Source organism: Yinghuangia seranimata, assembly GCF_029953285.1.
Lineage (GTDB): Bacteria > Actinomycetota > Actinomycetes > Streptomycetales > Streptomycetaceae > Yinghuangia > Yinghuangia seranimata.
This window is the reverse complement of sequence record NZ_JASAOI010000017.1, coordinates 211,647-235,984: the sequence shown is the minus strand read 5'-3', so window position 1 is coordinate 235,984 and position 24,338 is coordinate 211,647. Positions and strand designations below refer to the sequence as shown.

Genomic DNA, 24,338 nt, shown 5'->3' with positions numbered 1-24,338 from the left:
GCAGGATTCGACGAGGCGGAGGGACAGCGATGAGCGGCAACTTCCCCTGGCTGACGGTGCTGGCCGCGGTGCCGTTCGCGGGCGCGCTGCTGGTCGCGGCGGTGCCGGCGGGCAAGCGCGCGCTGGCGAAGAACGTGGCGCTGCTGGTGACGCTCGTCGAACTCGCGCTGGCGATCGCGGTCACGGTGAAGTTCTCGCCGAACGGCGACCGCTTCCAGTTGACCGAGAACCACACCTGGATCAAGCAGTTCGGCGTGCACTGGGCGCTCGGCGTCGACGGGATCGGCGTGGTGCTGATCCTGCTGACGGCGGTGCTCATGCCGGTGCTGGTCCTGGCGTCCTGGAACGACGCGGACGCGCCGCAGGTCCGCATGGACGGAACGGTCGGCGACACGGCGGCGCCGCGCTCGACGCACGCGTTCTTCGCGCTGATGCTGGCCGTCGAGGCGATGGTGGTGGTGTCCTTCGCGGCCACCGACATCTTCGTCTTCTACGTGTTCTTCGAAGCCATGCTCATCCCGATGTACTTCCTCATCGGCGGCTTCGGCGGCGCGCAGCGCTCTTACGCCGCGGTCAAGTTCCTGCTCTACAACCTGCTCGGCGGCCTGGTCATGCTGGCCGCGGTCGTCGCGCTGTACGTCGCGACGGCCGACGCCGACCTGGGCGGCGCGGGGCAGGGCACCTTCGACCTCATGCGGATCACGCAGGCGGTCGGCACCGGCGAACTCAACCTGAACCCGACCGCCGAGAAGGCGATGTTCCTCGGCTTCATGTTCGCGTTCGCGGTCAAGGCGCCGCTGTGGCCGTTCCACACCTGGCTGCCGGACACCATGACCGAGGCCACGCCGGGCATCGCGGTGCTGGTGACCGCGATGGTCGACAAGGTCGGCACGTTCGCGATGCTGCGGTACTGCCTGGCGCTGTTCCCCAACGCGTCGAAGACGTTCGCGCCGCTGGTCGTCACGCTGGCGATCATCGGGATCATCTACGGCGCGCTGCTCGCGGTCGGCCAGACCGACATCAAACGGCTGATCGCCTACACGTCGATCTCCCACTTCGGCTTCATCATCGTGGGCATCTTCGCGCTGACCAGCCAGGGCCAGTCCGGCGCGACGCTCTACATGGTCAACCACGGGTTCTCGACAGCCGCGCTGCTGCTGGTCGCCGGGTTCCTCATCAGCCGGCGCGGCAGCAAGACGATCGCCGACTTCGGCGGTGTGCAGAAGGTCGCGCCGCTGCTCGCCGGCACGTTCCTGGTGGCGGGCCTCGCGACCCTGTCGCTGCCCGGACTGGCGCCGTTCGTCAGCGAGTTCCTGGTCCTGGTCGGCACGTTCTCGCGGTACCAGGCCGCGGGCATCGTGGCGACGTTCGGCATCATCCTGGCCGCGCTGTACGTCCTGGTGCTCTACCAGCGCACCATGACCGGCCCGGTCAAGGCGGGCGTCGAGAAGATCCGCGACCTGAACGTGCGCGAGCTCGTCGTCGTCGCGCCGCTGATCGCGCTGCTGCTGGTGCTCGGCGTGTACCCGAAGCCGGTCCTCGACGTCGTCAACCCCGCCGTCGACGACACGCTCAGCCAGGTGGAGAAGACCGATCCGGCGCCCTCCCACCCGATCGAGCAGGTCGCCGCCGTCACCCCCCTCGGAGGCAACAAGTGAGCTCGGGTCTTCAGCTCGCCGCGGACGCCGCGGACAAGGTGCCGGCGCCGAGCATCGAGTACGGCAAGCTGTCGCCGATGCTCATCGTGTTCGGCATCGCGGTGGCCGGAGTGCTCGTCGAGGCGTTCGTGCCGCGCAAGGCGCGCTACGTCACCCATCTGGTGGTCGCGCTCGGCGGCATGGCCGCCGCGTTCGGCGCGGTCCTCGCGCTCATCCCGGGCGTGAAGGACAGCGGCGGCGAGATCGCGGCGGTCGGGGCGGTCGCCGTCGACGGGCCCACGCTGTTCCTCCAGGGCACGCTGCTGCTGCTCGGCATCGTGTCGGTCCTGCTGATGGCCGAGCGCAAGCTGGAGCCCGGCGGGGACGCCTTCGCGCCGCAGGCCGCGGCCGCGCCCGGCAGCGCGCAGGAGAAGGAGGCCGCCGCGGCCGGGCTGCGGCAGACCGAGGTCTACCCGCTGGCGATGTTCGCGCTCGGCGGCATGCTGCTCTTCCCGGCCGCCAACGACCTGCTGACGCTGTTCGTGGCGCTCGAGGTCATGTCGCTGCCGCTGTACCTGCTGTGCGGGCTGGCCCGTCGTCGCCGCCTGCTGTCGCAGGAGGCCGCGCTGAAGTACTTCCTGCTCGGCGCGTTCTCGTCGGCGTTCTTCCTGTTCGGCGTGGCGCTGCTGTACGGCTACTCGGGCAGTGTCCGGCTCGACCGCATCGCGGTGGCCACCGGCGGCGCGATGGACAACGACGCGCTGCTGCTGATCGGGCTGGCGATGGTCGCGGTCGGCCTGCTGTTCAAGGTCGGCGCGGTGCCGTTCCACTCGTGGACGCCGGACGTGTACCAGGGCGCGCCGACCCCGATCACCGGCTTCATGGCGTCGGCCACCAAGGTCGCCGCGTTCGGCGCGCTGCTGCGGTTCTTCTACGTGGCGCTGCCGGGCATGAAGTGGGACTGGCGGCCGATGATGACCGGTGTCGCGATCGTCACAATGGTCGTCGGCGCGGTGATCGCCATCACCCAGACGGACGTCAAGCGCATGCTGGCGTACTCGTCGATCGCGCACGCCGGGTTCATCCTCACCGGAATGATCGCGGCCAACGAGGCCGGCGCGTCGTCGACGCTGTTCTATCTGGTCGCTTATGGCTTCGTCACTCTGGGTGCGTTCGCGGTCGTGACGCTGGTCCGCGACGCGGGCGGCGAAGCGACCCATCTGTCCCGTTGGGCGGGTCTCGGGCGGCGCTCGCCGCTGGTCGCCGGGGTGTTTGCGGTGTTCCTCCTGGCCTTTGCCGGAATCCCCCTGACCAGCGGTTTCTCCGGAAAGTTCGCGGTATTCCAGGCGGCCGCGGATGGCGGTGCGGGATCGCTTGTGATCGTCGGTGTGCTGTGTTCTGCCATCGCCGCGTTCTTCTATGTCCGGGTCATCGTGCTGATGTTCTTCTCGGAGCCCCGGGCCGACGGTCCGACGGTCGTCGTGCCCAGCGTGATGACCACCGCTGCCATCGCGTTGGGGGTAACGGTTACGGTGGTCCTTGGCATCGTGCCGCAGCCGGTCCTCGACCTCGCGGACAAGGCCGCCCTGTTCGTCCATTAGCAGCAGGCGCAGATACGCTGCGCGACCATGAGGAGTGCACCGGCATGACGATCGTGGGGCCCTTCGGGCTGAGCGTCCATGACGGTGAACTGGACGCGGAGATCCGCGCCGGGATGGCGGCGGTGGAGCAGGAGCTCCTCGCCGCCACCAAGAGCGAGTTCCCGTACCTCACCCAGACGTCGCGGCACCTGGTCGAGGCGGGCGGCAAGCGGTTCCGGCCCTTGCTGACCCTCCTCGCCGCCCAGTTCGGCGACCCCCAGGCGCCCGGCGTCGTCCCCGCCGCCGTCGTCTGCGAGCTCACCCACCTCGCGACGCTCTACCACGACGACGTCATGGACGAGGCCGCCCTGCGCCGCGGCGCACCCAGCGCCAACGCCCGCTGGGACAACTCCGTCGCCATCCTCACCGGCGACTTCCTCTTCGCCAAGGCCTCCGAGATCGTCGCCGACCTCGGCGACGAGGCGGTCCGCATCCAGGCCCGCGCCTTCGCTCGACTTGTCACAGGCCAGATCCGCGAAACCGTCGGCCCCAACCCCGGCGACGACCCCGTCGAGCACTACCTCGCCGTCATCGCCGACAAGACCGGGTCGCTCATCGCCACCGCGGGCCAGTTCGGCGCCATGTTCGCCGGCGCCGACGACCAGGTCGTCGAGATCCTCACCCGCTACGGCGAGCGCATCGGCGTCGCCTTCCAGCTCGCCGACGACGTCCTCGACATCGCCAGCGACTCCACCGAGTCCGGCAAGACCCCCGGCACCGACCTCCGCGAAGGCGTCCCCACCCTCCCCGTCCTCCACCTGCGCGCCACCGCGCAGCCCCAGGACGCCCACCTCGTCGGCCTGCTCTCCGGCCCCCTGACCGACGACGACCAGCACGCCGAGGCCCTCACCCTCCTCCGCGCCCACCCGGCCCTCGAACGCGCGCGCGAAGACACCCGCCGCTACGCCGACGAGGCCCGCGACGTCCTGACCCCCCTCCCGGACTGCCCGGCCAAGCAGGCCCTCCAGTCCCTGTGCGAACTGGTCGTCGAACGCAGCTGCTGAGGCCCTAACCCGGCGGGGCCCGGCCCACCCTCGGCCTGACGCCCCCGGCGCCGCCTGACGCCCTCCTGAGCGAACGCAGAGGCGGCCCTGGCCCGTCACACCAGGCGACCAACGGCACGCCGCCGGCGCCACGCGGCCAACGGCACGCCTCACGGCCCACGCCACGCCTGCACGGCCCACGCCACGCTGCATGGCCGACGCCATGCCGCACGGCCGCCGCCATGCCGCACGGCCGCCGCCACGCGGCCACCGCACGCGCAGCGCCGACGGCCACGTGGCCAACGGCACGCCGCACGGCCCACGCGCCCGGCACGGGGTCGACGGGCACCCCGCCCGCGCGAGACCCGGCCAACCGCCCCCCGCGCACCGGGCCGTGGGCGGCCCCTCCCGCGACCCACGGTCAGCCGGAGCTGCGCGCCCGAACGTCTGCCCGCAGCTCCGCCTGCCCCGCCGCGCCGCGTTCACCGCACTGTGGAGCCACCTCTCGTCGGATAGCCGACACCGCGCGAGCCTCCACCCTGGCGCGCGCCGCTCCCGTCGGAGCATGGCGCGCAACGCTTACGCCATGGGAAGCATTGGCACCTCTTGTCGGGGCGCAGCGGCCTCGTCCAATGCCATGGTGGACGCGCACGCTCGTGCAGCCGCCGGGCGAGGCAGAGTTAACCGGGCAAGGGGTGCGCGGCGCCGCCAACCAGGCGGCGCCGCGTAAAAGCCGACGTGCGACCGAACGTCACCACTGGGCGGCGTCCCCAGCCGCGAGTTCGCCGTCATCCGCAGGCACAACGCCATCCGGCAACGGTGCCGGCGCCCCGCCATAGAACGCTTCAATCTCCTGCGCCGCGCGCCCTTCCGCTACTTCGCGCGCGCGCAGGCAGACGCCCTCGCGCAGCAGAGCCATAAAAGCGTCCGCGCAAGCCAGGAACGGCTCGACACTCGGCTCGCTCTCGAACCGCGACCCGGCGCCGCCCGTACCGAACCCGTTGACCACATCCGTCGGGATCGCCGGTGACCATCCCATCAGCCGGGCCCGGGCGCGTCCCGACAGCCCGAGCACGACGGCGACCCGATCAGCGTCCCCGCCCAGGTGCCGATCGAGGCCCGCGGACACGCATCCCACGTACCCCGCCGTCGCCTGCACCCGCCAGTCCCGCGCGGCCTCGTCGAGCCATCCCACCCGCTCGACCACCCCAGCGGACTCCTCCGCGAGCAGATGTAGCCACACCTCGACCTGAGAGTCCCAGGCCCAGAACCCCCACCCGCGGTACGCCGTATCCGAGCTCCCCATTCCGCGAGGATGACCAGCACCGCGCGGAGACCGGCAGTTCATTTCCCGGCGCCGCCGTGTGACTGAACCCCCCTGTCCGAAGGGGGGCTGGCCCCACCCCAAGACGGCAGCGTCCCCCATGGGGCCGACGAGCCTCAATTTCTAGATTTGAGGCACGCGGACAACGGGGCCGCCAGGGGACGAGGGAGCACACCAGTGAACAGCCGCCAGCCGGGAGCCATCGGGTCGTTCATCCGCTTCGTGGTCTTCGGCGGCGGCACCGGAATCGCCTCGAGCGCGGCCCTCGTGTACCTCTCCGCCGGCATGTCGGTGGCCGTCGCGAACGCCGTCATCACCGTCGTCTCGACCCTCCTCGCGAACGAGCTGCACAGCCGCTTCACCTTCCGCAACGGCCGCGCGAGCTGGCGCGTCCACGTCGAATCGACCGGCACCGCCGTGGTCTGCTACCTCTTCACCACCGTCGCGATGCTGGCCCTCGACGCGGTCGCCCCGAACGCCGGCACCCTCACCGGCCAGGCCGTCTACCTCACCGCCTCAGGCCTCGCCGGCATCGGCCGCTTCGCCATCCTCCGCCTCTTCGTCTTCGCCCGCCCGAAGCCCACCACCCCGGTCACCCTCACCCCGGCAACCGCCCCCCTCGCCCGCACCGCCCTCACCACCGCCGCCTGACCGGACCGAGTTGTCGGCAGTTGGTCTCACAGCCCAATGGGGCACGACACCACCGGGCCGTGGATGCCACGGGTAGGGCAGGGGACGGCTGCTCGGTAGACGACGTTGCCACCAGGCATCCACACAGACCACACCACGTCGTTCCCCTGCGCCAGGGAGCCCTCGGCGTACTCCCGCCGGTCCTGTGCGGCTACGTGGTCGGCGGCTTCGGCGCCGGACGTTCGCCACTCATCGGCCAGCCAGTCAACGGCCTGCTTCGGGTGCTCGAACGTCGCGTGCGGTTGGATCGGCTTCAGCAACCAGTGGTGGACGACGAGCGGCGGCCGGTCATCCTGCCGGAACAGCAGGACCGGTCGCTTCCTTTCGGCAATGCCCGGATGCCTGGGATCGAAGTCAGGGTGTTCCGGACGCCGACCTTCGTCGCTTGCCAGATCGGCCCCTCGGCCGGTCCACCGGTAGCCGTGAACGTGGTGCTGCACCTTGCCCCCTCACGGGCCGGCGAGGCCCCGGCCGCCTCGTTCTGCCGGAACCGGGCGACCGGGGCTGTCAGGGGTCGGATCACACGGCCTTGTCGAAGCGTGCCGGGTCGATCCCTGCGTTCAGCAGCTCGACTGTGGTGAACCGCAGCTCTGCACCGGGGCGTTTGGTGTCGCCCATGATCCACAGCCCACCGTCGACGCCGGGCACCTCTCGGAGCGTCGGACACGTCTCGGTGTCGTCTCCGCCGCCCTGGTTGCCGCCGCACGCTTTGTATGCGGGCAGTCCGTCCGGGATCTCGATCTCGTAGAGGTTGAGCTCACGCATCGCTGGAACCTCCTGTAGCTGTCAGGGCGGCAAGAGCCCTGCCCCGCCCCCGAATCGGGCGGAATGTCTGGATGGATTGATGAGCCGTCAGCGCTGACGGGAACTCACCGTAGGTCGGCCTCGGGCCGCCATCCAGATCGTTGCCTGTTACCGCAAAAACTCGTCCCGGATGCCGCCGACCAGGGCGCGCATTTCTTCGCCGGTAACGGCCGTCTGCTCGAAGCGTTCGAACTTCGCCAGGTACAGCTCGACGTCTTTCGGCTCGCTGGTGGTGATCTCCGCGTGGGGGATCTCCACGATCACCATGCGGCTGTCGAAGATCACGAAGGACGACGTCGGCACCTCGGTCATGGGCGCTGAGAGCGGTACCGCCCCGATCCAGACGTTCGGGAGCCGGGACAGCGTGATCAGCCGATCAAGCTGTACTGCCATGGCCGGAGCGGGCAGCAGCCGCCAGCGGAGCACCGATTCGGTGATCAGGTAGCGGAACGACTTGGCCGGGTCGTACAGAACCTCTTGCCTCTCGAGCCTGGCCCCTACGGTGCGGGCGAGGACGTCGTCGCTCAGTGCCTTCGGAGCCAGGATGCCCCGCACGTACTCCGGCGTCTGACACAGGCCGGGAATGCAGGACGGCTGGAATACCCGTTGAACCGCCGTCTCTGCCTCGACGGCACCAATGGCTTCCTGGTGATGGTGGAGCCCGGCGCGCCGGTACAGGCGCCACGCGGTGGCTTCTGTGGCCTCTTTGCGGGCCAGCTCGGTCAACCGGGTTCGTATCTCGGGAGAGACGCCGAGTGCCGTCAGGATGCGGTCGACGTCCATCGCACTCGGGACAAGCCTGCCGGTCTCGATCCGGCTCAGCTTGGACGCGGACATCGCAGCACTGCGGGCCACCGCCTTGGCTTCTTTCCCGCTCGCCTGGCGCAGCTCTCGCAACGTGCCGCCGATGTTGCCTTTCACGCCGTCCCGTACCGCTCCCACCAGTCAGTGAACGGCTCAGCATGGCTCACGGCCACGTCCCGCCAGTGCTGCCACTTTGCCGGATCGGCTTCCAACTCGGCACCGAGAAAGACTCCGTGCTGGTCGTACGTCATCGAGACCACGGACGTGTCATCGAACATCCAGTAGTCCGGTACGCCTTCGAGTGGATTGGGCTGTTCCGTCAGGTCGAGAATGAAAAACTCCTCGCCGGCCGTGATGTTCGTCCGGTAGCCCCAATCCAGCTCGTACCGAAGGTAGTCGGAGAGCGGTCGGGTCACGACGTGGACCCGGTACATGCGCCGACCGGCGTCCGTGTTGCCGCGGACCTGGGCCAGCCATCCGGCGTTATAGCCCTCCGGCATGGGCTCGCCGGCGAAGTAGGCCCGCAGGTACTCGGCACTCGAAGACCCTGTGTAGTCGTCCAGGGTTTCGAGCCGAAAGGCCTCACGGTGAAAGGAGTCGAACAGAGCTCCGAACGCCTCAGGCGAGATGGTCACGAGCCACCCGCTTGAGAAGAGCAACAGGGATCCGCACGGCCGACTCGCTCTCCGGAAGCTGCATCGTGGCCAGTGCCTCCGGATCGTCGACCTTGAATCCCTGCACGATTAGCTCACCAGTGTCCGTTAAGTAGATCGTCGGACACGGCCCGGTCTCGCACTCGCTGTCGAGCTCGGTCAGCTTCACTGCTCCCCCTCTGGTCGGTTGGCTGTGATTCGTTCGATGTTCTCGGTGGCACGGCGGCCAGAGCAAGAGTGGGGTGTTGCGACAACGCGCAATCGGCTCTGTTCAGCCGATCGAGTGACGACCACGGGTGACCGACGGTCTGGAGTGAGACCGGTTCCTCTACCCGTCGGCAGTGCAACCGGCCCGTTCCGAGAGCTCACTCCGCCGGCTCGTCGCACCACGCGCCGTTGGTTAACCTGCACAACCGTCACGCCTAGACCCGGGGCGGGGGGGGGGGGGGGGGGGGGGCGCCCCCCCCCCCCCGCCGGGGGGGCCCACCCCCCTGGCTGTTATAAACACCCCCCCCCCCCCCCCCCCCCCGGGGGGGGGCCCCCCCCCCGGCCCCCCCCCGCAACTCTGATGGTTGTACGAACGGGTCCTTTGCGGTTGACGACGGCGTCACCGTGATGTGGTTCTGCGGGGACATCACGTGGGTCCAACCGGCGTACCTAGCTGGGTGTTGGGACCGCGCCGCGCCGCGCCGTCCGGCGCGGCGCGGAACCTCGCGTTGTGCCTCCGGGGACATGTGCTGATCGGATCCGAGGTTCGTTCCCGCACGTTCGGGTCTCATCGCGCAAGCGGGCGTCGGTGCAGGCTATGCACCCCGCCTCGACGGCGCGAAGCGCGCGTTGGGCGACGTACCCCATGGGGTTTTGGCGCGCCGCCGCCCGACCAGGGCGGCGGCGCAAGAACACCAACCTGCTCGGGCCACGAGCCCCGCCGGTCGCGCGCGCAGCGCGCTGAGCAGCGGGCGGCAGTTTCTGGCCCACCGGTGTACGTACGTGGGGCTTTTGGCCGCGCCGCGCCGGATGGCGCGGCGCGGAAATCTGCGAATTTTCACAGATCTGGTCGTTGCGGCGCGGGTTGGCAGCCTGTTGGCAGCGGGTTCTACCGCGACGCGGCCCTGGGCCGCGTCGCGTAATCCTGGTGTGGTTCGAGCGTGTGTTGAGCGCACTCCAACCGGCCTACCCGTGCGGGTCTTTGAGTATCGCCGGGCCTGATGGCGCGGTGCGGTCCCTGTGTTTGCTGTGCATCAGCAGGTATCGCGTTCGCGCAAGACCGACCGGCTCGGGCCGCGAGCTCACCAGGGGAGCTTCCAAGAGGCGGTCTTTGGAGCGCGGCGAGGCTCTTGGCCGCGTCGGGCGACGGGGGGCTGGTGGCGCGGAGCGGGGGCTACCTCGTGTCCGGTGCCAACTCCGTGCGGTTGCGGGCGGCTTCGGCGCGGTTGCGGGTGAGGACGGGGGTCAGGAGCCACATCGCCGCGAACCATGTGAGGGCCGCCGTGCCGCCGACGAGGGCGGGGAGGAGGCCGAGGGCGAAGTCGAGGGTCACGACCAGGGCCAGGCTGATGGCGAGGGCGAGGAAGCACATGCCGGTGAGCAGGTAGCGGTGGGCGGCGGTGATGAGTTCGCGCTTCAGGCCGCGGCCGTGCATCAGGCGGTGGAGGACGGCGGGAGCCATGAGGGTCCCGGCCGCGCCGACGGCGCAGAGGAGGGAGGCGCAGTAGGCGACGCGTTCGAAAGTGTCGCCGCGGGTGAACGCCGGAGTGACGCCGAGCGCGAGCAGCGAGGCGAACATGATCTGGATCCCGCCCTGGGCGATGCGCACTTCCTGGAGGAGCTCGGCGTACTCCCGGTTCAGGCGCGCTCTCGGCGACTCGCCGCCGTGCGTCTCGGGTGTGGGGGCGCCTCGTTGTACGCCAATCCCGTCCGTGGCGTCGACCATCGACCGCCTCCTGGATCCGCCTTCAGTTCAACTGGAGTTCAGATTCTGTTCATCTAAAAGTCTCCGTACGGTAGCAGGTTCGCCGCGCTGGACGTCGCGGCCTCCCAACCGGAACGACGGATCGCGCGGACAGGCCGGGCGGTGGAGGCTCACGGCCACCGCCCGGCCTGGATCACGGGGTCAGCCGACGTGGACGGCCGGGGTGGTGGTGCGTTCGGGGGCCTGGGTGGGGTTGGAGGCGATGACGGTGGTGGTGGGCGGGGTGCGGAGGATCAGGAGGGCCAGGACGGCGGAGGCGCCCAGGAGGACCGTGCCGACGGTGAAGGCGAGGTGGTAGCCGCCGGTCAGGGCCTCGGCGGTGGACCTGCCCTGGGAGGCGAGGGTGTCGGCGCGGGAGGTGGAGAGGGTGTTCAGGAGGGCCACGCCCAGGGCGGCGCCGATTTGTTGGGTGGTGTTGAAGAGGCCGGAGACCACGCCCGCGTCTTCGGGGCGGGCGTCGGACATGGCCAGGGTGGCGAGGGCCGGGAGGACCAGGCCGCCACCGCCGAGCAGGACGAAGACGGGGAGCAGGTCGACCGCGTAGGAGCCGTGGACCGGGACGCGCGCCAGGTAGGCCATGCCCGCGGTGAGCAGCAGGAGTCCCGCGACCAGCACGTTGCGGGCCCCGAAGCGGCCGATGGCGCGGGCGGAGACGCCGAGGGAGACGGCGCCGATGGCGAACGCGGCCGGGAACATCGCCCAGCCGGTCTTGGCCGCGCCGTAGCCCAGCACGTGCTGCATGTAGAGCACGACGAGCACCTGGAAGCCGAACATCGCGGCGATGGTGAGGACTTGGAGGGCGTTGGCGCCGGACACGTTGCGGGAGCGGAACGTGCGCAGGGGGAGGAGCGGGGTGGACGTGCGGGCCTGGCGGAGCGTGAAGAGGGCCAGGAGGGCAAGTGAACCCGCCACCAGCGCCCAGGTCTTCGGCGAACTCCAGCCGTACGACTCGGCCTTCACCACCGCGTACACCAGCAGCATCAGCCCGCCGGTGACCAGTGCCGCGCCGACCACGTCCGCCTTGCCTCGGTCGCCCGCAGGAGTCCCGTCGGCGTCCAGGACGCGCGCCGCGAGCACCAGCGTCACGACGCCGATCGGCAGGTTGACCAGGAAGATCCAGTGCCAGTTCGCCGCCTCGGTGAGGACGCCGCCGAGCACGAGTCCGAGCGACGCGCCGGCCGCGCCGATGAAGCTGAACGCGCCGATGGCCTTGCCCTGTTCGGTGGGCTCGGGGTACAGCGTGACGATCATGCCGAGGCTGACCGCGGACGCCATCGCACCGCCCGCGCCCTGCAGGAACCGCGCCGCGAGCAGCGTCTCGGGGTTGGTGGCCACGCCGCACAGCAGTGAGGCGACCGTGAACACGGCCAGCCCGGCGAGGAACATCCGCTTGCGCCCGAACAGGTCGCCGAGTCGTCCGGCGAGGAGCAGCAGGCCGCCGAAGGCGATCATGTAGACGTTCATGACCCAGGCGAGGTCGGCCTGCGAGAACCCGAGGTCGTCGCCGATCGACGGCAGCGCGACGGTCACGATCGTGCCGTCGAGGATCACCATCAGCATGCCCGCGCACAGCAGTGCGAGGGCGAGGGTGCGCGGGTACGCGCGGCGGTCGCGCGTGTTCGGTGCCGTGCCGGCGGGCTGCGCCATGGTTCGTGTCTCCCGAGGTGGTACCGGTCCGGGGACCGGTGGTCTGCGACAAGAACGACGCTAGCAGATGGTTTCGTTAGAGACGATATTTTGAGGATTTGTTTTTCTCGGGACGGGCGGGCGTCGGGCCGAGCGCTCCCTGGCCCGACGCCCGTGCAGACCAGGGGGTCAGGCGCGGCGGTGCCGCAGCAGCACCACCCGCTCGTCGAACGTCCGCGTCTCCACCAGCTCCAGCCGGTGCCGCAGCGCAGACGGCTGGAACACCGGCTTGCCACCGCCCAGCAGCACCGGGTGCACGAAGACCCGGTACTCGTCGATGACGCCCTCCTCGGTCAGGAACCCGGCCAGGTTCGAGCCGCCGAACAGCAGCAGCGTCTTGCCGACCGCCTTCATCGCGTTCAGCCGCTCGGCGACGTCGGTGTTGATGATGTGCGTGGCCCGGTCGTCCTCGGTCAGCGTCCGCGACACGACGGCCTTCTCGGCCTTCCGCCACACCGGCGCGAACGCCAGGTCGTGCGGGTGGTCGGAGTGCTGCTCGACCGTCGGCCAGTAGTCCGCCATGAACTCCCACACCGGACGCCCGTACAGGAAGACCTTGTCGCCACCGGTCAGTTCCTGCGAGTAGGCGGAGAGCTCCGGCCCCATGGCCGGCCAGTCGAACTCCCCGTTCGGGCCCTCGATGAACCCGTCCAGCGACTGGTGCACGAAGTGGATGAGCTTGCCGGTGGTGGTGCCGGCGGTGGTGTTCGTCGAGGTCATGGCCGCGTCCCGTCTGTCCGTGTGCCGCGCCGCTCCGGCGCGCTCTCACAGGGGACGTCGAACCCGCCGACGCCTTCTCGACAGCGTCGGCGGGATTTCTTCGAAGATTTTCCCGCGACGGGAAAGCCGCAGGTCAACAGGGGTCCGGAGGGCTCAGCCCTTGCCCGTGTGCCCTCCCCGGCGCACCGGGCGCCCCGACTCGACCGGCGTCGACAGCCGCCCGCCGACCAGCAGCTCCAGGTTGCGGACGAACGCCTCGCGCTCCGCCTCCGGGATCGCGGCCAGCACGTCCCGGTGCACCTCGTCGACCACCCGCGCGCCCTCCGCGGCCTTGGCCAGCCCGGTGTCCGTCACCGCGATGATGCGGGCGCGCCGGTCGGTGGGGGAGGGGTGGCGCTCGGCCAACCCGCGCTTCTCCAGCTCGTCGACGGTGAGCACCATCGTGGTCTTGTCGAGCGCGCTCTGCTCCGCCAGCTGGATCTGGGTGAACTCGCCCTGCTGTGCGTGCGTGAGGACGCACTGCCCGCGCGGCGTCAGGTCGATCTCGGCCAGCCGTGCGTGCATCTCGGTGGCCAGGACGTGCCCGGCGTGCGCGAACAGGAAGCTGAGGTCGGGCATGCGCAGGTCACCGCTGCTCGACCCAGCGACGGCACCCCCGGCGGCACCTCTGGCGGCACCCCCGGAGCCCACAGCGGCGGGCGAGTCGGCGGCGGTGTCCGGTGCGGCGGGGGTGCTCAGGTCGGCGCTCATGCGCCCCAGCGTAGCGCCATCGATCCGCCAACGGATTATCCCGCAGCAGATTGTTTTGCCCTACCCTCCCACCCATGGACACCCGCGTCATCGTCGCCTCCAGCGGCCTCCCCGCCGACGTCTTCTCCGCGAAGTGCGCCACCCGCCAGGTCCTCGACCACATCGCGAGCAAGTGGACCGTCCTCGTCGTCGACGCACTCGGCGACGGCCCGCGCCGGCACGCCGACCTGCGCCGCCGCGTCGAGGGCGTGACGCAGAAGATGCTCACCCAGACCCTCCGCCTCCTCGAGGCCGACGGCTTCGTCGTACGCACCGTCACCCCGACCGTGCCGCCCGAGGTCAGCTACGCGCTCACCCCCCTCGGCCGCAGCCTGCGCGAACCCATCGCGGCCATCCGCGACTGGACCGAGAGCCACATCAACGACATCGAACGCGCCCGCGCCGAGCACGCCGCCGCCCGGCCCGTCCACCCCACCCGACCCGCCTGAGACGACGCCGGGGGCGGGCACTTCAAAGTGCCGTCTTCCGGCCGTCCCGCCGCTGTCCGAGGGTTGGGCCATCCCCTCCGGAACGATCAGCGGCAGGAGCACTCCCATGGTCGCAGCGGCCCCCCGCGCCACCGTCCGTATCGGCGGCGCGCGCGTCACCTTCCTCCCCGACGGCTACGGCCGGCTCAACCCCGACGTGCTCTTCCCTGCCAGCGCCCCCGACGGCTGGTCCACGCACGCCGCCTACCTCGACGACGACGGCCGGTTCCCGGTCAGCGTCGGCGCGTTCCTCGTCCGCACGCACGACCGCGCGATCCTCGTCGACCTCGGCCTGGGCGACGTCGCGTTCGGCATCCCCGGCGTCGCCGACTTCCGCGGCGGCGCACTGCTCGACAGCCTCGCCGAGGAAGGCCTCACCCCCGACGACATCGACACCGTCGTCTACACCCACCTCCACCACGACCACGTCGGCTGGACGACCAACGTCGCGCCGGCACCCGACACCGTTGCAAACCAGTGCGTCACCGGCCTGACGTTCGCGAGCGCACGCCACCTCGTCGCCGAGGCCGAGTGGCGGCACTGGGCCGGTACGGACGACCCCGTCGGCCCGCACCCCGACGCCGTCCAAGCGCCGCTCGCACAGCACATCGCCTTCCTCGCCGACGGCGACGAAGTCGCGCCCGGTGTACGCGTGTTGGCGACCCCCGGCCACACCCCGGGACACATCAGCCTCGTCGTCACCGATCCCACGGGCGAGGACGACGACCGTCTCGTCATCCTCGGCGACGTCATGCACTGCCAGGTCCAAGTCACCGAAAGCTCCTGGAACTTCGCCTTCGACGTCGACCCCGCCCAGAGCGTCGCGACCCGCGAACTCCTGCTCAAGGAGCTGGAGGACGAGCACACGCTGCTCGCCGGCGGCCATTTCGCGGGCCACGTCTTCGGCCGCGTCCTGCCTCCGCGCGCCGTCCGCACGTGGCAGCGGAGGACACCCGCATAGTCGTCAAGTAGTCCGCGCGGCGTACGTCTGCTCCCGCAGGCGTACGCCACGGTCTGACCAGCGGTCGATGTTCCGACCCTGTCCGCGGTGATCCCCTGGATACACCGGCACGACGGCCATCCGGGCCGCAGCGCCGCCCGTCCAGACAAGGCGGTTCCATGCCCGCAACACTCCGCACCGCAGGCAAGATCGCGCTCCCGCTCGGGGTCGCGGGGCTCGCCGCGGGTGCGATCGCGTACGGACCCAGCGCGTTCGCCGACGACTCCGACCCGCATCCCCAACTACCCACCCTGACCGCCGAACAGGTGGTCGCGAAGATCGCGGACGCCAAGACCGAGACGCTGTCCGGCGCCGTGAAGATCAGCACCGACCTCGGCCTCCCGGCACTGCCCGGGCGCGGCGACACCAAGCCGACCGGCCTGCTGTCCGGCACCCACACGCTGCGCGTCGCGGTGGACGGCCCCGACCGCCAGCGGGTCGGCATCCAGGCCGAACTCGCGGAGTACAACGTCGTCCACAACGGCCGCGACGTGTGGACGTACGACAGCCACAGCAACACCGTCACCCACACCACCCTCCCCGAGGGCGGCGCCAAGGCCGCGCTGCCGGGGCTCGACGGCCTGCCGTCGAACCTCGGACTCGCCGCGACCCCGCAGGAGGCCGCGAAGAAGCTGCTCGACGCGGCCGGCCCGAGCACGAAGGTCACCGTCGACGGCACCGCGAAGGTCGCCGGCCGCTCGGTGTACCAGCTGCGCGTGGCCCCGGCGCAGCCCGGCAGCCTGCTCGCGGGCGCGACGGTCTCGGTCGACGCGGAGACCGGTGTGCCGCTGCGCGTCGTCGTGGACACCGCGAAGGGCGGCGCCCCGGCGGTCGACGTCGGCTTCACCGAGGTGTCGTTCAACGCGCCGTCCCGCGACACGTTCGACTTCAAGCCGCCGTCCGGCGCCAAGGTCGAGGAGAAGAGCCTCGACAAGGACGGCAAGAACACCAAGGACGGAAAGGGCGGCAAGGACGGGAAGGACGGGAAGGACGGCAGGTTCGGCCTCCCCGACCTCAACCAGCTCACCGCCGGCCTGTCCGGCGGCGCCGCGCCGAAGGCGTACGGCCAGGGCTGGGGCACCGTCGTCGAGTTCCACGTCCCCAAGGGCCTGAGCACGATGCTCGGCGCGCTGAACGACAAGGCCCTGCCCGGCACGGACAAGGACAGCGACAAGAACGACAAGGGCAAGAGCGACCACAACGGCGTCGCCGCCCTGCTCGGCAAGGCCGGCACCAAGGTCACCGGCCCGTGGGGCAACGGCACCGTGTACACGACCCGCGTCGTCTCCGCGATGGTGACCGACGACGGCCGGGTCCTCGTCGGCGCCGTCGACGCGGCGACGCTGCAGCGCGCCGCCGCCGGCGAGCTCGCCCCCGCCCCGGGGACGGCGGGCCGATGAGCACGTCCACGGCGGTCCGGGCGCCCCGCACCACCGCGACCCGGCAGCACGACGTGGCGGACGGCCGCGAACCCGCGGTCGTCACACGGGGGTTGTCCAAGCGATACGGCCGCGACCGGCTCGCCGTGGACGGACTCGACCTGGTGGTGCCCGCGGGCTCGGTGTTCGGCTTCCTGGGCCCGAACGGCTCCGGCAAGACGACCACGATCCGCATGCTGATGGGGCTGATCGCCCCCACGTCGGGCACCGCGGCCGTGCTCGGCGGCCCCATGCCCGGGGCCGCCGGCACGGTCCTGCCGAGGGTCGGCGCGCTCATCGAAGGGCCCGCGCACTACGGGTTCATGACCGGACGCGAGAACCTCGCGCGCCTGGACGCCGCCGACCGCACCGCGGACCCGCGCACCCGCGCCGCCCGCATCGACGAGGCGCTCGCGCGCGTGGGGCTCACGGCGGCCCGCGACAAGAAGGCGCGCGCCTACTCGCTGGGCATGAAGCAGCGCCTCGGCCTGGCGTCCGCCCTGCTGCGGCCGCGCGACCTGCTGGTGCTCGACGAGCCGACCAACGGCCTTGACCCGCAGGGCATGCGGGAGATCCGCGCGCTGATCCGCTCGCTCGCGGCCGACGGCACCACCGTGTTCCTGTCCTCGCACCTCCTGGACGAGATCGAGCAGGTCTGCACGCACGCGGCCGTCATGAGCCGGGGCCGGCTGATCACCCAGGGCACCGTCGACGACCTGCGCGCCGCGGTGCGCGGCCGGCTCGTCGTCGAGACGCCCGACGCCGGGCGCGCCGCGCTCGTGCTCGCCGACCTCAAGGCCGTCTCGGTGCAGACGACGCCGACCGGCGTCGAGGCCGAACTCGGCGACCTGGCACCGGACGTGGCGTGTGCCGCGCTGGTGCGCGCGGACGTGCGCGTGCGCTCGTTCACCACCAAGGGCGGCTCGCTGGAAGACGCCTTCGTCGCACTCACCGGGGAGGGCTTCGATGTCGCCGACTGATGTCGCGGCGGTCGCGCCGACGGAAGGCACCGCCGCAGAGGTGGCCGAACGCGGGGGCGACGTGGCCAAACCCACCCTCGGCCCCGTCGCGCCCGAGCCAGAGGCGAAGGCCGCCGAACACGCGACGCACCCGTACCTGCCGCGCGCCCGCGGCCTGCTGCTCAGCGAGATGCGGCTGGTGTTCCGGCGGCCGCGCACCTACGCGATGCTGGGCTTCCTCGCGGTCGTGCCGGTGCTGCTCGGTGTCGCGCTGCGGTACTTCACCAGCGGCGGGGGCGGACAGGACGGCGGCGGCCTGGAGTTCGTGTCGCAGGTGACCAACAACGGGCTGTTCCTGGTGTTCGCGTCGCTCGCCGCGACGCTGCCGTTCTTCCTGCCGATGACGGTCGGTGTGGTGGCCGGCGACGCGATCGCGGGCGAGGCGCACGGCGGGACGCTGCGCTACCTGCTGGTGGCGCCGGCCGGACGGGTGCGGCTGCTGCTGGTCAAGTACGCGGGTCTGGTGGCGTTCTGCTTCGCCGCGACGTTCACGGTCGCGCTGTCCGCTCTGGCGACCGGTGCGGTGCTGTTCCCGATGGGCGATGTGCCGCTGCTGAACGGCGACACCATCGCGATGGACGAGGCGCTCGTCCGCGCGCTGCTGATCGCCGCGTGCGTGGCGGTGTCGCTGCTCGGGCTGGCGGCGATCGGCCTGTTCGTGTCGACGCTGACCGGGGTGCCGGTGGCGGCGATGGCGACCACCGTCGGCCTGGTGATCGTGTCGGCGATCCTCGCGTCCATCCCGCAGTTCCACGCGCTGCACCCGTGGCTGTTCAGCGACCAGTGGATGTCGTTCGGGGACCTGCTCCGGGCACCCGTCGAGACCTCGCACGTGGTGCGGAACATCGAGGTGCAGGCCGCGTACACGCTCGTGTTCGGCGCGGCGGCGTGGGCGCGCATGACGGACCGCGACGTCACCTGCTGACCCGACCGCGCGGGCGGCCCGCCACGGAGCCGCCCGCGCGCCGCCCCTCGTGCCGAACCCGAGTACGGCCGCCGGCCCGCCGCACACCCCCGCACCCCGTCGGAAATGCGGGTTCGCCGGTTGGTTGGTCCGCTTTCGCGGTCCGGTCCGGCAGTGGTCCGCTTCACCGGATGTCCCTCGCGGGGGCGCAGTGACAGGCCCGGAAGTCGTAGGCTGGTGTTCGGTTGGACAGTCAGCCGCACCGGACTCCGCTGCCGTGGCCCGGCGGGCATTCGCCCGCGCGCCGACGGCGGCGTGCGGGTCCGGCCCGAGTCTGCCCGCACGCTCAAGGGGTGGGGCCATGACCACCGACCCGTTCCGCGCCCGTCCGTTCCCGTCGCAGCCGAACCGTGACTTCGGCACCCGGCCGTTCGACCTGGCCCGCGACTCGGTGCTCGCCTATCCGCTCCGCGAGGTGCGGCCGCCGCAGTCGCTCGACGCGGCGGAGTTGCTCTCCGCGGTGGGCGAACTGGCTTTGCGCAGGCTCCCCGACGCGCGGGACGTCACGCTGGTGTTCTGGCGCGAGGACCGGCTGCTCGCCGAGGTCGCGACCGACGAGCAGCTGAGCGAACTGGTGGGCGCGCACGACGTGGCGCGGCCCGGGCCGGTCGCCGAAGTACTGTGCCGGGGTGGCGCGGTGCGGCTGCCCGATCTGGAGCGCGAGTCGCGCTGGCCGGACGCCGCGCGTGCGCTACGCGGCAAGGGCGTGCGGTCGTGTGCGGTGGCCGCGTTGCGCAGGCCGCGGTTCAGCCTCGCGGTGGTGGTGTACTCGATGGCGCCGGATCTGGTCGAGGCCGAGACCGACCTGTCCGCACTGTTGTCCGACTGGGTGTCCGCGGTGGTGCGCAGCCGGGTGCGCGGCGTCGTGTGAGCGGGAAGGGGCGCGGCGGACTCGCCGTCAGCGCCCCGAGTGCCGCTCCCCGTCAGCGCCCCAACTGCCGTTCCACGTCGGCGACCAGCCGCTGCGCGACCTCCGCGAGTTTGATGTTGTTGCGCTGCGACACGTCGCGCAGGGCGGCGAACGCGGCCTGCGAGTCCATCTTGCGCTGTGCCATGAGGATGCCCATGGCCTGCCCGATGGTGCCGTGCGTGCCGAGTGCCGCGGTGAGGTCGGCGAACCGGCCCTGGACGGCGAGGCGTTCCTCCTGCTCGCGGGCGACCGCTTCGCGGGCCGCGAGGCGGATCTCGAACTCGCGGACCACCAGCCCGGCGAGCGACACCAGCACGTCGAGCCGTTCGTGCGGCACGGGGCGCGGCTTGGTGTCGAACACCGACAGCGTGCCGATGTCGTGCCCGTCGGCGGTACGCAGCGGGACCCCGATGTAGAAGCGCAGCCCGAACTCCCCGGCGACCAGCGGGTTCGCGCACGCCAGCGGGTCGGCGGCGGCGTTGTCGAGGCCGCACGCGCGGCCGGTGACCACGACTTCGTGGCACAGCCCCGGCGCGATCGGGACGCCCGGCAGGTCGAGCCCGTGTCTGCCGTGGAACCACACGTGGTCCTCGTCGACGACGGTGACGACGCAGTACGGCACGTCGAACAGCCGTGCCGCCAAAGCGGCGATCTCGTGGTAGCAGTCGGGGGGGACGGCGAGGACCTCCCACGCGCGGATCGCCTCGGCGCGGCTGCGGGCGTGCGGGTCAGGGCGGCGGAGCGTCGTCGCTTCGTCGGTCACGCGTTCCACGGTAGGCGTGCACGCCGCCGGGGGAGGTGGACACCGCGAAAAACCCGTCGGGAAACGGCCGAGGCCCCGGCGAAGGATGCCGGGGCCTCGACCTGCACTATGACGGACCGTCAGGCGATCGTCCAGGTGTCGTTGCCCGAGATGAGCGAGGCCAGGTCGCCGGCGCCGCGGTTCGCGGTGTCGGTGGCCAGCTGCTCGGCCATCAGGGTGTCGTACACCGGCCGTTCGACGTTGCGGAACACGCCGATCGGGGTGTGGAAGTTGCTCGTCAGGTCGCCGAGCCGGGACAGCGCGAACGCCAGCTCCGGGTTCTCGGCGTGCGCGTCGTGCACCACGAGCGCGTCGGTGCCGACCTTCGCCACCTCGGCGACGTCCAGCGAGCCGGACGCGCCGCGGATGACGCCGAACTGCCCGTCCTTGCCGAAGGTGATCGGCTGACCGTGCTCGAGCCGGATCGTGACGTCGTCACGCGTGTCCGGGTCCTTGAGCTGGTCGAACGCACCGTCGTTGAAGATGTTGCAGTTCTGGTAGATCTCCACCAGCGCGGTGCCCGGGTGCGCGGCCGCCTCGCGCAGCACCGAGGTGAGGTGCTTGCGGTCGGAGTCGATCGTGCGCGCGACGAAGGTCGCCTCGGCGCCGATCGCCACGCTGATCGGGTTGAACGGGTGGTCGAGCGACCCGAGCGGGGTCGACTTCGTGATCTTCCCGGACTCCGACGTCGGCGAGTACTGGCCCTTGGTCAGACCGTAGATCCGGTTGTTGAACAGCAGGATCTTCAGGTTGACGTTGCGGCGCAGCGCGTGGATCAGGTGGTTGCCGCCGATGGACAGCGCGTCGCCGTCGCCGGTGACCACCCACACGCTCAGGTCCTGCCGCGACGACGCCAGGCCGGTCGCGATGGCCGGGGCGCGCCCGTGGATCGAGTGCATGCCGTACGTGTTCATGTAGTACGGGAACCGGCTGGAGCAGCCGATGCCCGACACGAACACGATGTTCTCCTTGCGCAGCCCGAGCTCCGGGAGGAAGCCCTGGACCGCGGCGAGGATCGCGTAGTCACCGCAGCCAGGGCACCAGCGCACTTCCTGGTCGGACTTGAAGTCCTTCATGGTCTGCTTCTCGTCCGTCTTCGGGACGAGGGTGAGCGACGGGAAGCCGCTGCGGCCGTTCGCGCCGGCCCCGTTTGCGGAAGCCGTGGCCTCAGACATCTTCGATGACCCCCTGGATCACATGGGCCAGTTCCTCGGCCTTGAACGGCAGGCCGCGGACCTGGTTGTACGAGATGGCGTCCACGAGGTACCGGGCGCGCAGCAGCATCGCCAGCTGCCCCAGGTTCATCTCGGGGACGATCACCTTGTCGTACTTCTTGAGGACTTCCTCGGTGTTCGCCGGGAACGGGTTGAGGTGCCGGAAGTGCGCCTGGGCGACCTTGCCGCCCTGGCTCCGCACCCGCCGCACACCCGCGGCGATCGGGCCGTAGGTGGAACCCCAGCCCACCACGAGGACCTTCGCGTCGCCGGTCGGGTCGTCGACCTCCAGCGCCGGGATGTCCTTGGCGATGCCGTCGACCTTGGCCTGGCGCGTGCGCACCATGAAGTCGTGGTTCGCCGGCTCGTAGTTGATCGCGCCGGTGCCGTCCGCCTTTTCGATGCCGCCGATGCGGTGCTCGAGGCCGGGCGTACCGGGCACGGCCCACGGACGCGCGAGCGTCTCGGGGTCGCGCTTGTACGGCCAGAAGACCTTGGTGCCGTCCTCGGTCTCGTGGTTCGGCTCGGTCGCGAACTCCACGCGCAGGTCGGGCAGCTCGTCGACGTTCGGGATGCGCCACGGCTCGGAGCCGTTGGCCAGGTAGCCGTCGGACAGCAGGAAGACCGGCGTGCGGTACTTCAGCGCGATCCGGGCGGCCTCGATGGCGGCGTCGAAGCAGTCGCCCGCGGTGCGCGGCGCGACGATCGGCACCGGCGCCTCGCCGTTGCGGCCGAACATGGCTTGCAGCAGGTCGGACTGCTCGGTCTTCGTCGGCAGACCCGTGGACGGGCCGCCGCGCTGGACGTCGACGATCAGCAGCGGCAGTTCGAGGGAGACCGCCAGGCCGATCGCCTCGGACTTCAGCGCGACACCCGGTCCCGAGGTGGTGGTGACGCCGAGAGCTCCGCCGAAAGCGGCGCCGAGGGCCGCGCCGATGCCGGCGATCTCGTCTTCCGCCTGGAACGTACGCACGTTGAAGTTCTTGTGCTTGGCCAGCTCGTGCAGGATGTCCGAGGCCGGGGTGATCGGGTACGACCCGAGGTACACCGGGAGCTCGGCGCGCTGACCCGCGGCGACCAGGCCGTACGACAGCGCCAGGTTGCCGGTGATGTTGCGGTACGTGCCGGCCGGCAGCTTTGCGGGCGCGACCTCGTAGGAGACCGCGAAGCCCTCCGTGGTCTCGCCGAAGTTCCAGCCCGCCTTGAACGCCGCGACGTTGGCCTCGGCGATCACGGGGAGCTTGGCGAACTTCTTCTTGAGGAACGCGATCGTCGACTCGGTCGGCCGGTGGTAGAGCCACGACAGCAGGCCCAGCGCGAACATGTTCTTCGCGCGCTCGGCGTCCTTCTTGGAGATGTCGAACTCGGCGAGCGCGTCGACCGTGAGCGTCGTGAGCGGCACGGCGTGGATGTTGTACGCGTCCAGCGAGCCGTCTTCGAGCGGGTTGGTCGCGTACCCGACCTTGGCCATGGCGCGCTTGGAGAACTCGTCGGTGTTGACGATGATCTCGGCTCCGCGGGGCAGGTCGCGGATGTTGGCCTTGAGTGCGGCGGGGTTCATCGCGACCAGGACCGTCGGGGCGTCGCCCGGCGTGAGGATGTCGTGGTCGGCGAAGTGGAGCTGGAAGCTGGAGACGCCCGGCAGGGTTCCGGCTGGCGCGCGGATCTCGGCGGGGAAGTTGGGCAGAGTCGACAGGTCGTTTCCGAAACTTGCGGTTTCGGACGTGAAACGGTCTCCGGTCAACTGCATTCCGTCACCGGAATCGCCCGCGAACCGGATGACGACCCGGTCGATCTGCTTGACCTGTTTGGTCACTGGTGAGGACCTCCTCGGCGCTGCGGCAGAGTCGTCCGCGCACCGCGCGGATGTCGCAGTTTCATCGTACGGCTGTACAAGAAGAGCCCTGAGCGGGCCCCAGGTGGTGCACGGGAGCGATTCGATGCCGGATTTCACCCAAGAGTGTGGATTTTGTCCGTTTTCCGGGGTGAGAACTGGCCCATGACGGACCAGCCTCCGAACGCGGGGATGATGGCATGGGTCCGGTAATCCGTTCACCAGAGTGTCAGGATCCGAGATAAGCGAGTACCGCCAGCACCCTTCTGTGATCGGTCTCACTGGGGGCCAGTCCCAGCTTTCCGAAGATGTTGCTGACGTGTTTTTCGACCGCCCCGTCGGACACGACCATCGCCTGCGCGATCGCCGTATTGCTGCGGCCCTCGGCCATATAGCCGAGCACTTCGCGCTCCCGCGGGGTCAGCGTGACGATCACGTTCTGCTTGCGGCTGCGCCCCAGCAGTTGCGACACCACCTCGGGGTCGAGCGCCGTCCCGCCGTTGGCCACCCGCACCACCGCGTCGACGAAGTCGCCCACGTCGGCGACCCGGTCCTTCAGCAGGTATCCCACCCCGCTGGTGTTGCCGGCCAGCAGCTCCGTCGCGTACTGCTCCTCCACCGCCTGGGAGAGGATCAGCACGCCGACGTCCGGCAGCCGCTCCCGCATCCGCACGGCGGCGCGGATCCCCTCGTCGGTGAACGACGGCGGCATCCGGACGTCGACCACGCACACGTCCGGCTTCAACTCCGCGGCCACGGCCAGCAGCTGCTCGGCGTCGTCGACGGCGGCCACCACCTCGTGCCCGCGATCGACCAGCAGACGGGTGAGCCCGTCCCGCAGCAGTACGGAATCCTCAGCGATGACGACGCGCACGACGCTCGCAGCCTCCCAGCGACCCGCCGGGACCCCGTGCCCCGGCGGACACCAGTCTTCCGGATGCGGGAGGCTGCGGTGGCACCGGCGGCGGTTCCCGGACAGCCCGCCCG

24 protein-coding genes are annotated in these 24,338 nt (G+C 70.7%); 10 read left to right on the top strand and 14 right to left on the bottom strand.

What is annotated here, in order from left to right; genetic code table 11:
- Positions 1 to 29: 29 nt before the first annotated feature.
- Genes QI554_RS12610 through QI554_RS12600 form a run of 3 tightly spaced genes read left to right on the top strand, consistent with a single transcriptional unit; the run spans position 30 to position 4,281 of the window.
- Entirely contained in the window at positions 30 to 1,658 is a 1,629-nt protein-coding gene (locus tag QI554_RS12610; protein ID WP_281469288.1) for an NADH-quinone oxidoreductase subunit M, read from the top strand.
- Positions 1,655 to 3,238, top strand: coding sequence for an NADH-quinone oxidoreductase subunit NuoN (gene nuoN, locus QI554_RS12605; protein WP_281469286.1), 1,584 nt, complete (start codon positions 1,655 to 1,657; stop codon positions 3,236 to 3,238). The genes QI554_RS12610 and nuoN overlap by 4 nt, the downstream gene beginning before the upstream one ends.
- Before the next feature lie 44 nt (positions 3,239 to 3,282).
- Complete coding sequence (locus QI554_RS12600) at positions 3,283 to 4,281, top strand: polyprenyl synthetase family protein (RefSeq protein ID WP_281469284.1); 999 nt, start codon at positions 3,283 to 3,285, stop codon at positions 4,279 to 4,281.
- A gap of 730 nt (positions 4,282 to 5,011) precedes the next feature.
- On the opposite strand, the gene QI554_RS12595 is transcribed toward QI554_RS12600, so the two are convergent.
- The gene (locus QI554_RS12595) at positions 5,012 to 5,467 is read right to left on the bottom strand and encodes a hypothetical protein (protein ID WP_281469282.1); all 456 of its coding nucleotides are present in this window, start codon (positions 5,465 to 5,467) and stop codon (positions 5,012 to 5,014) included.
- Positions 5,468 to 5,761: 294 nt separating this feature from the next.
- Between QI554_RS12595 and QI554_RS12590 the strand changes: the two genes are divergently transcribed.
- On the top strand, positions 5,762 to 6,235 hold the full coding sequence (locus tag QI554_RS12590) for a GtrA domain-containing protein (RefSeq protein WP_281469281.1): 474 nt from the start codon (positions 5,762 to 5,764) through the stop codon (positions 6,233 to 6,235).
- A gap of 26 nt (positions 6,236 to 6,261) precedes the next feature.
- Here the strand turns inward: QI554_RS12590 and QI554_RS12585 are convergent, their stop codons facing one another.
- From QI554_RS12585 to QI554_RS12545, 9 genes are all read right to left on the bottom strand, one after another.
- Entirely contained in the window at positions 6,262 to 6,714 is a 453-nt protein-coding gene (locus QI554_RS12585; RefSeq protein WP_281469279.1) for a hypothetical protein, read from the bottom strand.
- Positions 6,715 to 6,793: 79 nt separating this feature from the next.
- A complete protein-coding gene (locus QI554_RS12580) occupies positions 6,794 to 7,039 on the bottom strand; it encodes a DUF397 domain-containing protein (RefSeq protein ID WP_281469277.1) in 246 nt (81 codons plus the stop codon).
- Between the two features lie 147 nt (positions 7,040 to 7,186).
- Positions 7,187 to 7,999, bottom strand: coding sequence for a helix-turn-helix domain-containing protein (locus tag QI554_RS12575; RefSeq protein WP_281469275.1), 813 nt, complete (start codon positions 7,997 to 7,999; stop codon positions 7,187 to 7,189).
- Positions 7,996 to 8,517 carry a DUF6879 family protein gene (locus QI554_RS12570; protein ID WP_281469273.1) on the bottom strand — a complete coding sequence of 174 codons (522 nt, stop codon included), beginning with the start codon at positions 8,515 to 8,517 and terminating at the stop codon, positions 7,996 to 7,998. Before QI554_RS12570 ends, QI554_RS12575 begins: the two co-directional genes overlap by 4 nt.
- Positions 8,501 to 8,704, bottom strand: a complete 204-nt coding sequence (locus QI554_RS12565) for a hypothetical protein (RefSeq protein WP_281469271.1) — start codon at positions 8,702 to 8,704, stop codon at positions 8,501 to 8,503. Before QI554_RS12565 ends, QI554_RS12570 begins: the two co-directional genes overlap by 17 nt.
- Before the next feature lie 1,212 nt (positions 8,705 to 9,916).
- Entirely contained in the window at positions 9,917 to 10,468 is a 552-nt protein-coding gene (locus tag QI554_RS12560; RefSeq protein ID WP_281469269.1) for a DUF6328 family protein, read from the bottom strand.
- 180 nt (positions 10,469 to 10,648) lie between these two features.
- On the bottom strand, positions 10,649 to 12,154 hold the full coding sequence (locus QI554_RS12555) for an MFS transporter (RefSeq protein WP_281469267.1): 1,506 nt from the start codon (positions 12,152 to 12,154) through the stop codon (positions 10,649 to 10,651).
- A 168-nt stretch (positions 12,155 to 12,322) separates the two neighbouring features.
- Positions 12,323 to 12,913: a dihydrofolate reductase family protein gene (locus QI554_RS12550; RefSeq protein ID WP_281469265.1), complete on the bottom strand. Its 591-nt coding sequence runs from the start codon at positions 12,911 to 12,913 to the stop codon at positions 12,323 to 12,325.
- Between the two features lie 153 nt (positions 12,914 to 13,066).
- On the bottom strand, positions 13,067 to 13,531 hold the full coding sequence (locus QI554_RS12545) for a MarR family winged helix-turn-helix transcriptional regulator (protein ID WP_281469389.1): 465 nt from the start codon (positions 13,529 to 13,531) through the stop codon (positions 13,067 to 13,069).
- Positions 13,532 to 13,737: 206 nt separating this feature from the next.
- Here QI554_RS12545 and QI554_RS12540 point away from each other — a divergent pair, with 206 nt between their 5' ends.
- From QI554_RS12540 to QI554_RS12515, 6 genes are all read left to right on the top strand, one after another.
- Entirely contained in the window at positions 13,738 to 14,151 is a 414-nt protein-coding gene (locus tag QI554_RS12540; RefSeq protein WP_281469264.1) for a winged helix-turn-helix transcriptional regulator, read from the top strand.
- Positions 14,152 to 14,257: 106 nt separating this feature from the next.
- Positions 14,258 to 15,151 carry an MBL fold metallo-hydrolase gene (locus QI554_RS12535; RefSeq protein ID WP_281469262.1) on the top strand — a complete coding sequence of 298 codons (894 nt, stop codon included), beginning with the start codon at positions 14,258 to 14,260 and terminating at the stop codon, positions 15,149 to 15,151.
- Positions 15,152 to 15,309: 158 nt separating this feature from the next.
- A complete protein-coding gene (locus QI554_RS12530) occupies positions 15,310 to 16,590 on the top strand; it encodes a LolA family protein (RefSeq protein ID WP_281469260.1) in 1,281 nt (426 codons plus the stop codon).
- Complete coding sequence (locus tag QI554_RS12525) at positions 16,587 to 17,588, top strand: ABC transporter ATP-binding protein (RefSeq protein WP_281469258.1); 1,002 nt, start codon at positions 16,587 to 16,589, stop codon at positions 17,586 to 17,588. Before QI554_RS12530 ends, QI554_RS12525 begins: the two co-directional genes overlap by 4 nt.
- Positions 17,575 to 18,552 carry an ABC transporter permease gene (locus QI554_RS12520; protein ID WP_425527961.1) on the top strand — a complete coding sequence of 326 codons (978 nt, stop codon included), beginning with the start codon at positions 17,575 to 17,577 and terminating at the stop codon, positions 18,550 to 18,552. The genes QI554_RS12525 and QI554_RS12520 overlap by 14 nt, the downstream gene beginning before the upstream one ends.
- A gap of 340 nt (positions 18,553 to 18,892) precedes the next feature.
- Entirely contained in the window at positions 18,893 to 19,462 is a 570-nt protein-coding gene (locus QI554_RS12515) for a hypothetical protein (RefSeq protein WP_281469256.1), read from the top strand.
- A gap of 52 nt (positions 19,463 to 19,514) precedes the next feature.
- Here the strand turns inward: QI554_RS12515 and QI554_RS12510 are convergent, their stop codons facing one another.
- From QI554_RS12510 to QI554_RS12495, 4 genes are all read right to left on the bottom strand, one after another.
- Positions 19,515 to 20,264, bottom strand: a complete 750-nt coding sequence (locus QI554_RS12510; protein WP_281469253.1) for an ANTAR domain-containing protein — start codon at positions 20,262 to 20,264, stop codon at positions 19,515 to 19,517.
- Positions 20,265 to 20,383: 119 nt separating this feature from the next.
- Positions 20,384 to 21,478, bottom strand: a complete 1,095-nt coding sequence (locus QI554_RS12505) for a 2-oxoacid:ferredoxin oxidoreductase subunit beta (RefSeq protein ID WP_281469251.1) — start codon at positions 21,476 to 21,478, stop codon at positions 20,384 to 20,386.
- Positions 21,471 to 23,333, bottom strand: coding sequence for a 2-oxoacid:acceptor oxidoreductase subunit alpha (locus QI554_RS12500; protein WP_281469249.1), 1,863 nt, complete (start codon positions 23,331 to 23,333; stop codon positions 21,471 to 21,473). Before QI554_RS12500 ends, QI554_RS12505 begins: the two co-directional genes overlap by 8 nt.
- 247 nt (positions 23,334 to 23,580) lie before the next feature.
- Positions 23,581 to 24,225: a response regulator transcription factor gene (locus tag QI554_RS12495; RefSeq protein ID WP_281469247.1), complete on the bottom strand. Its 645-nt coding sequence runs from the start codon at positions 24,223 to 24,225 to the stop codon at positions 23,581 to 23,583.
- Positions 24,226 to 24,338: the final 113 nt, after the last annotated feature.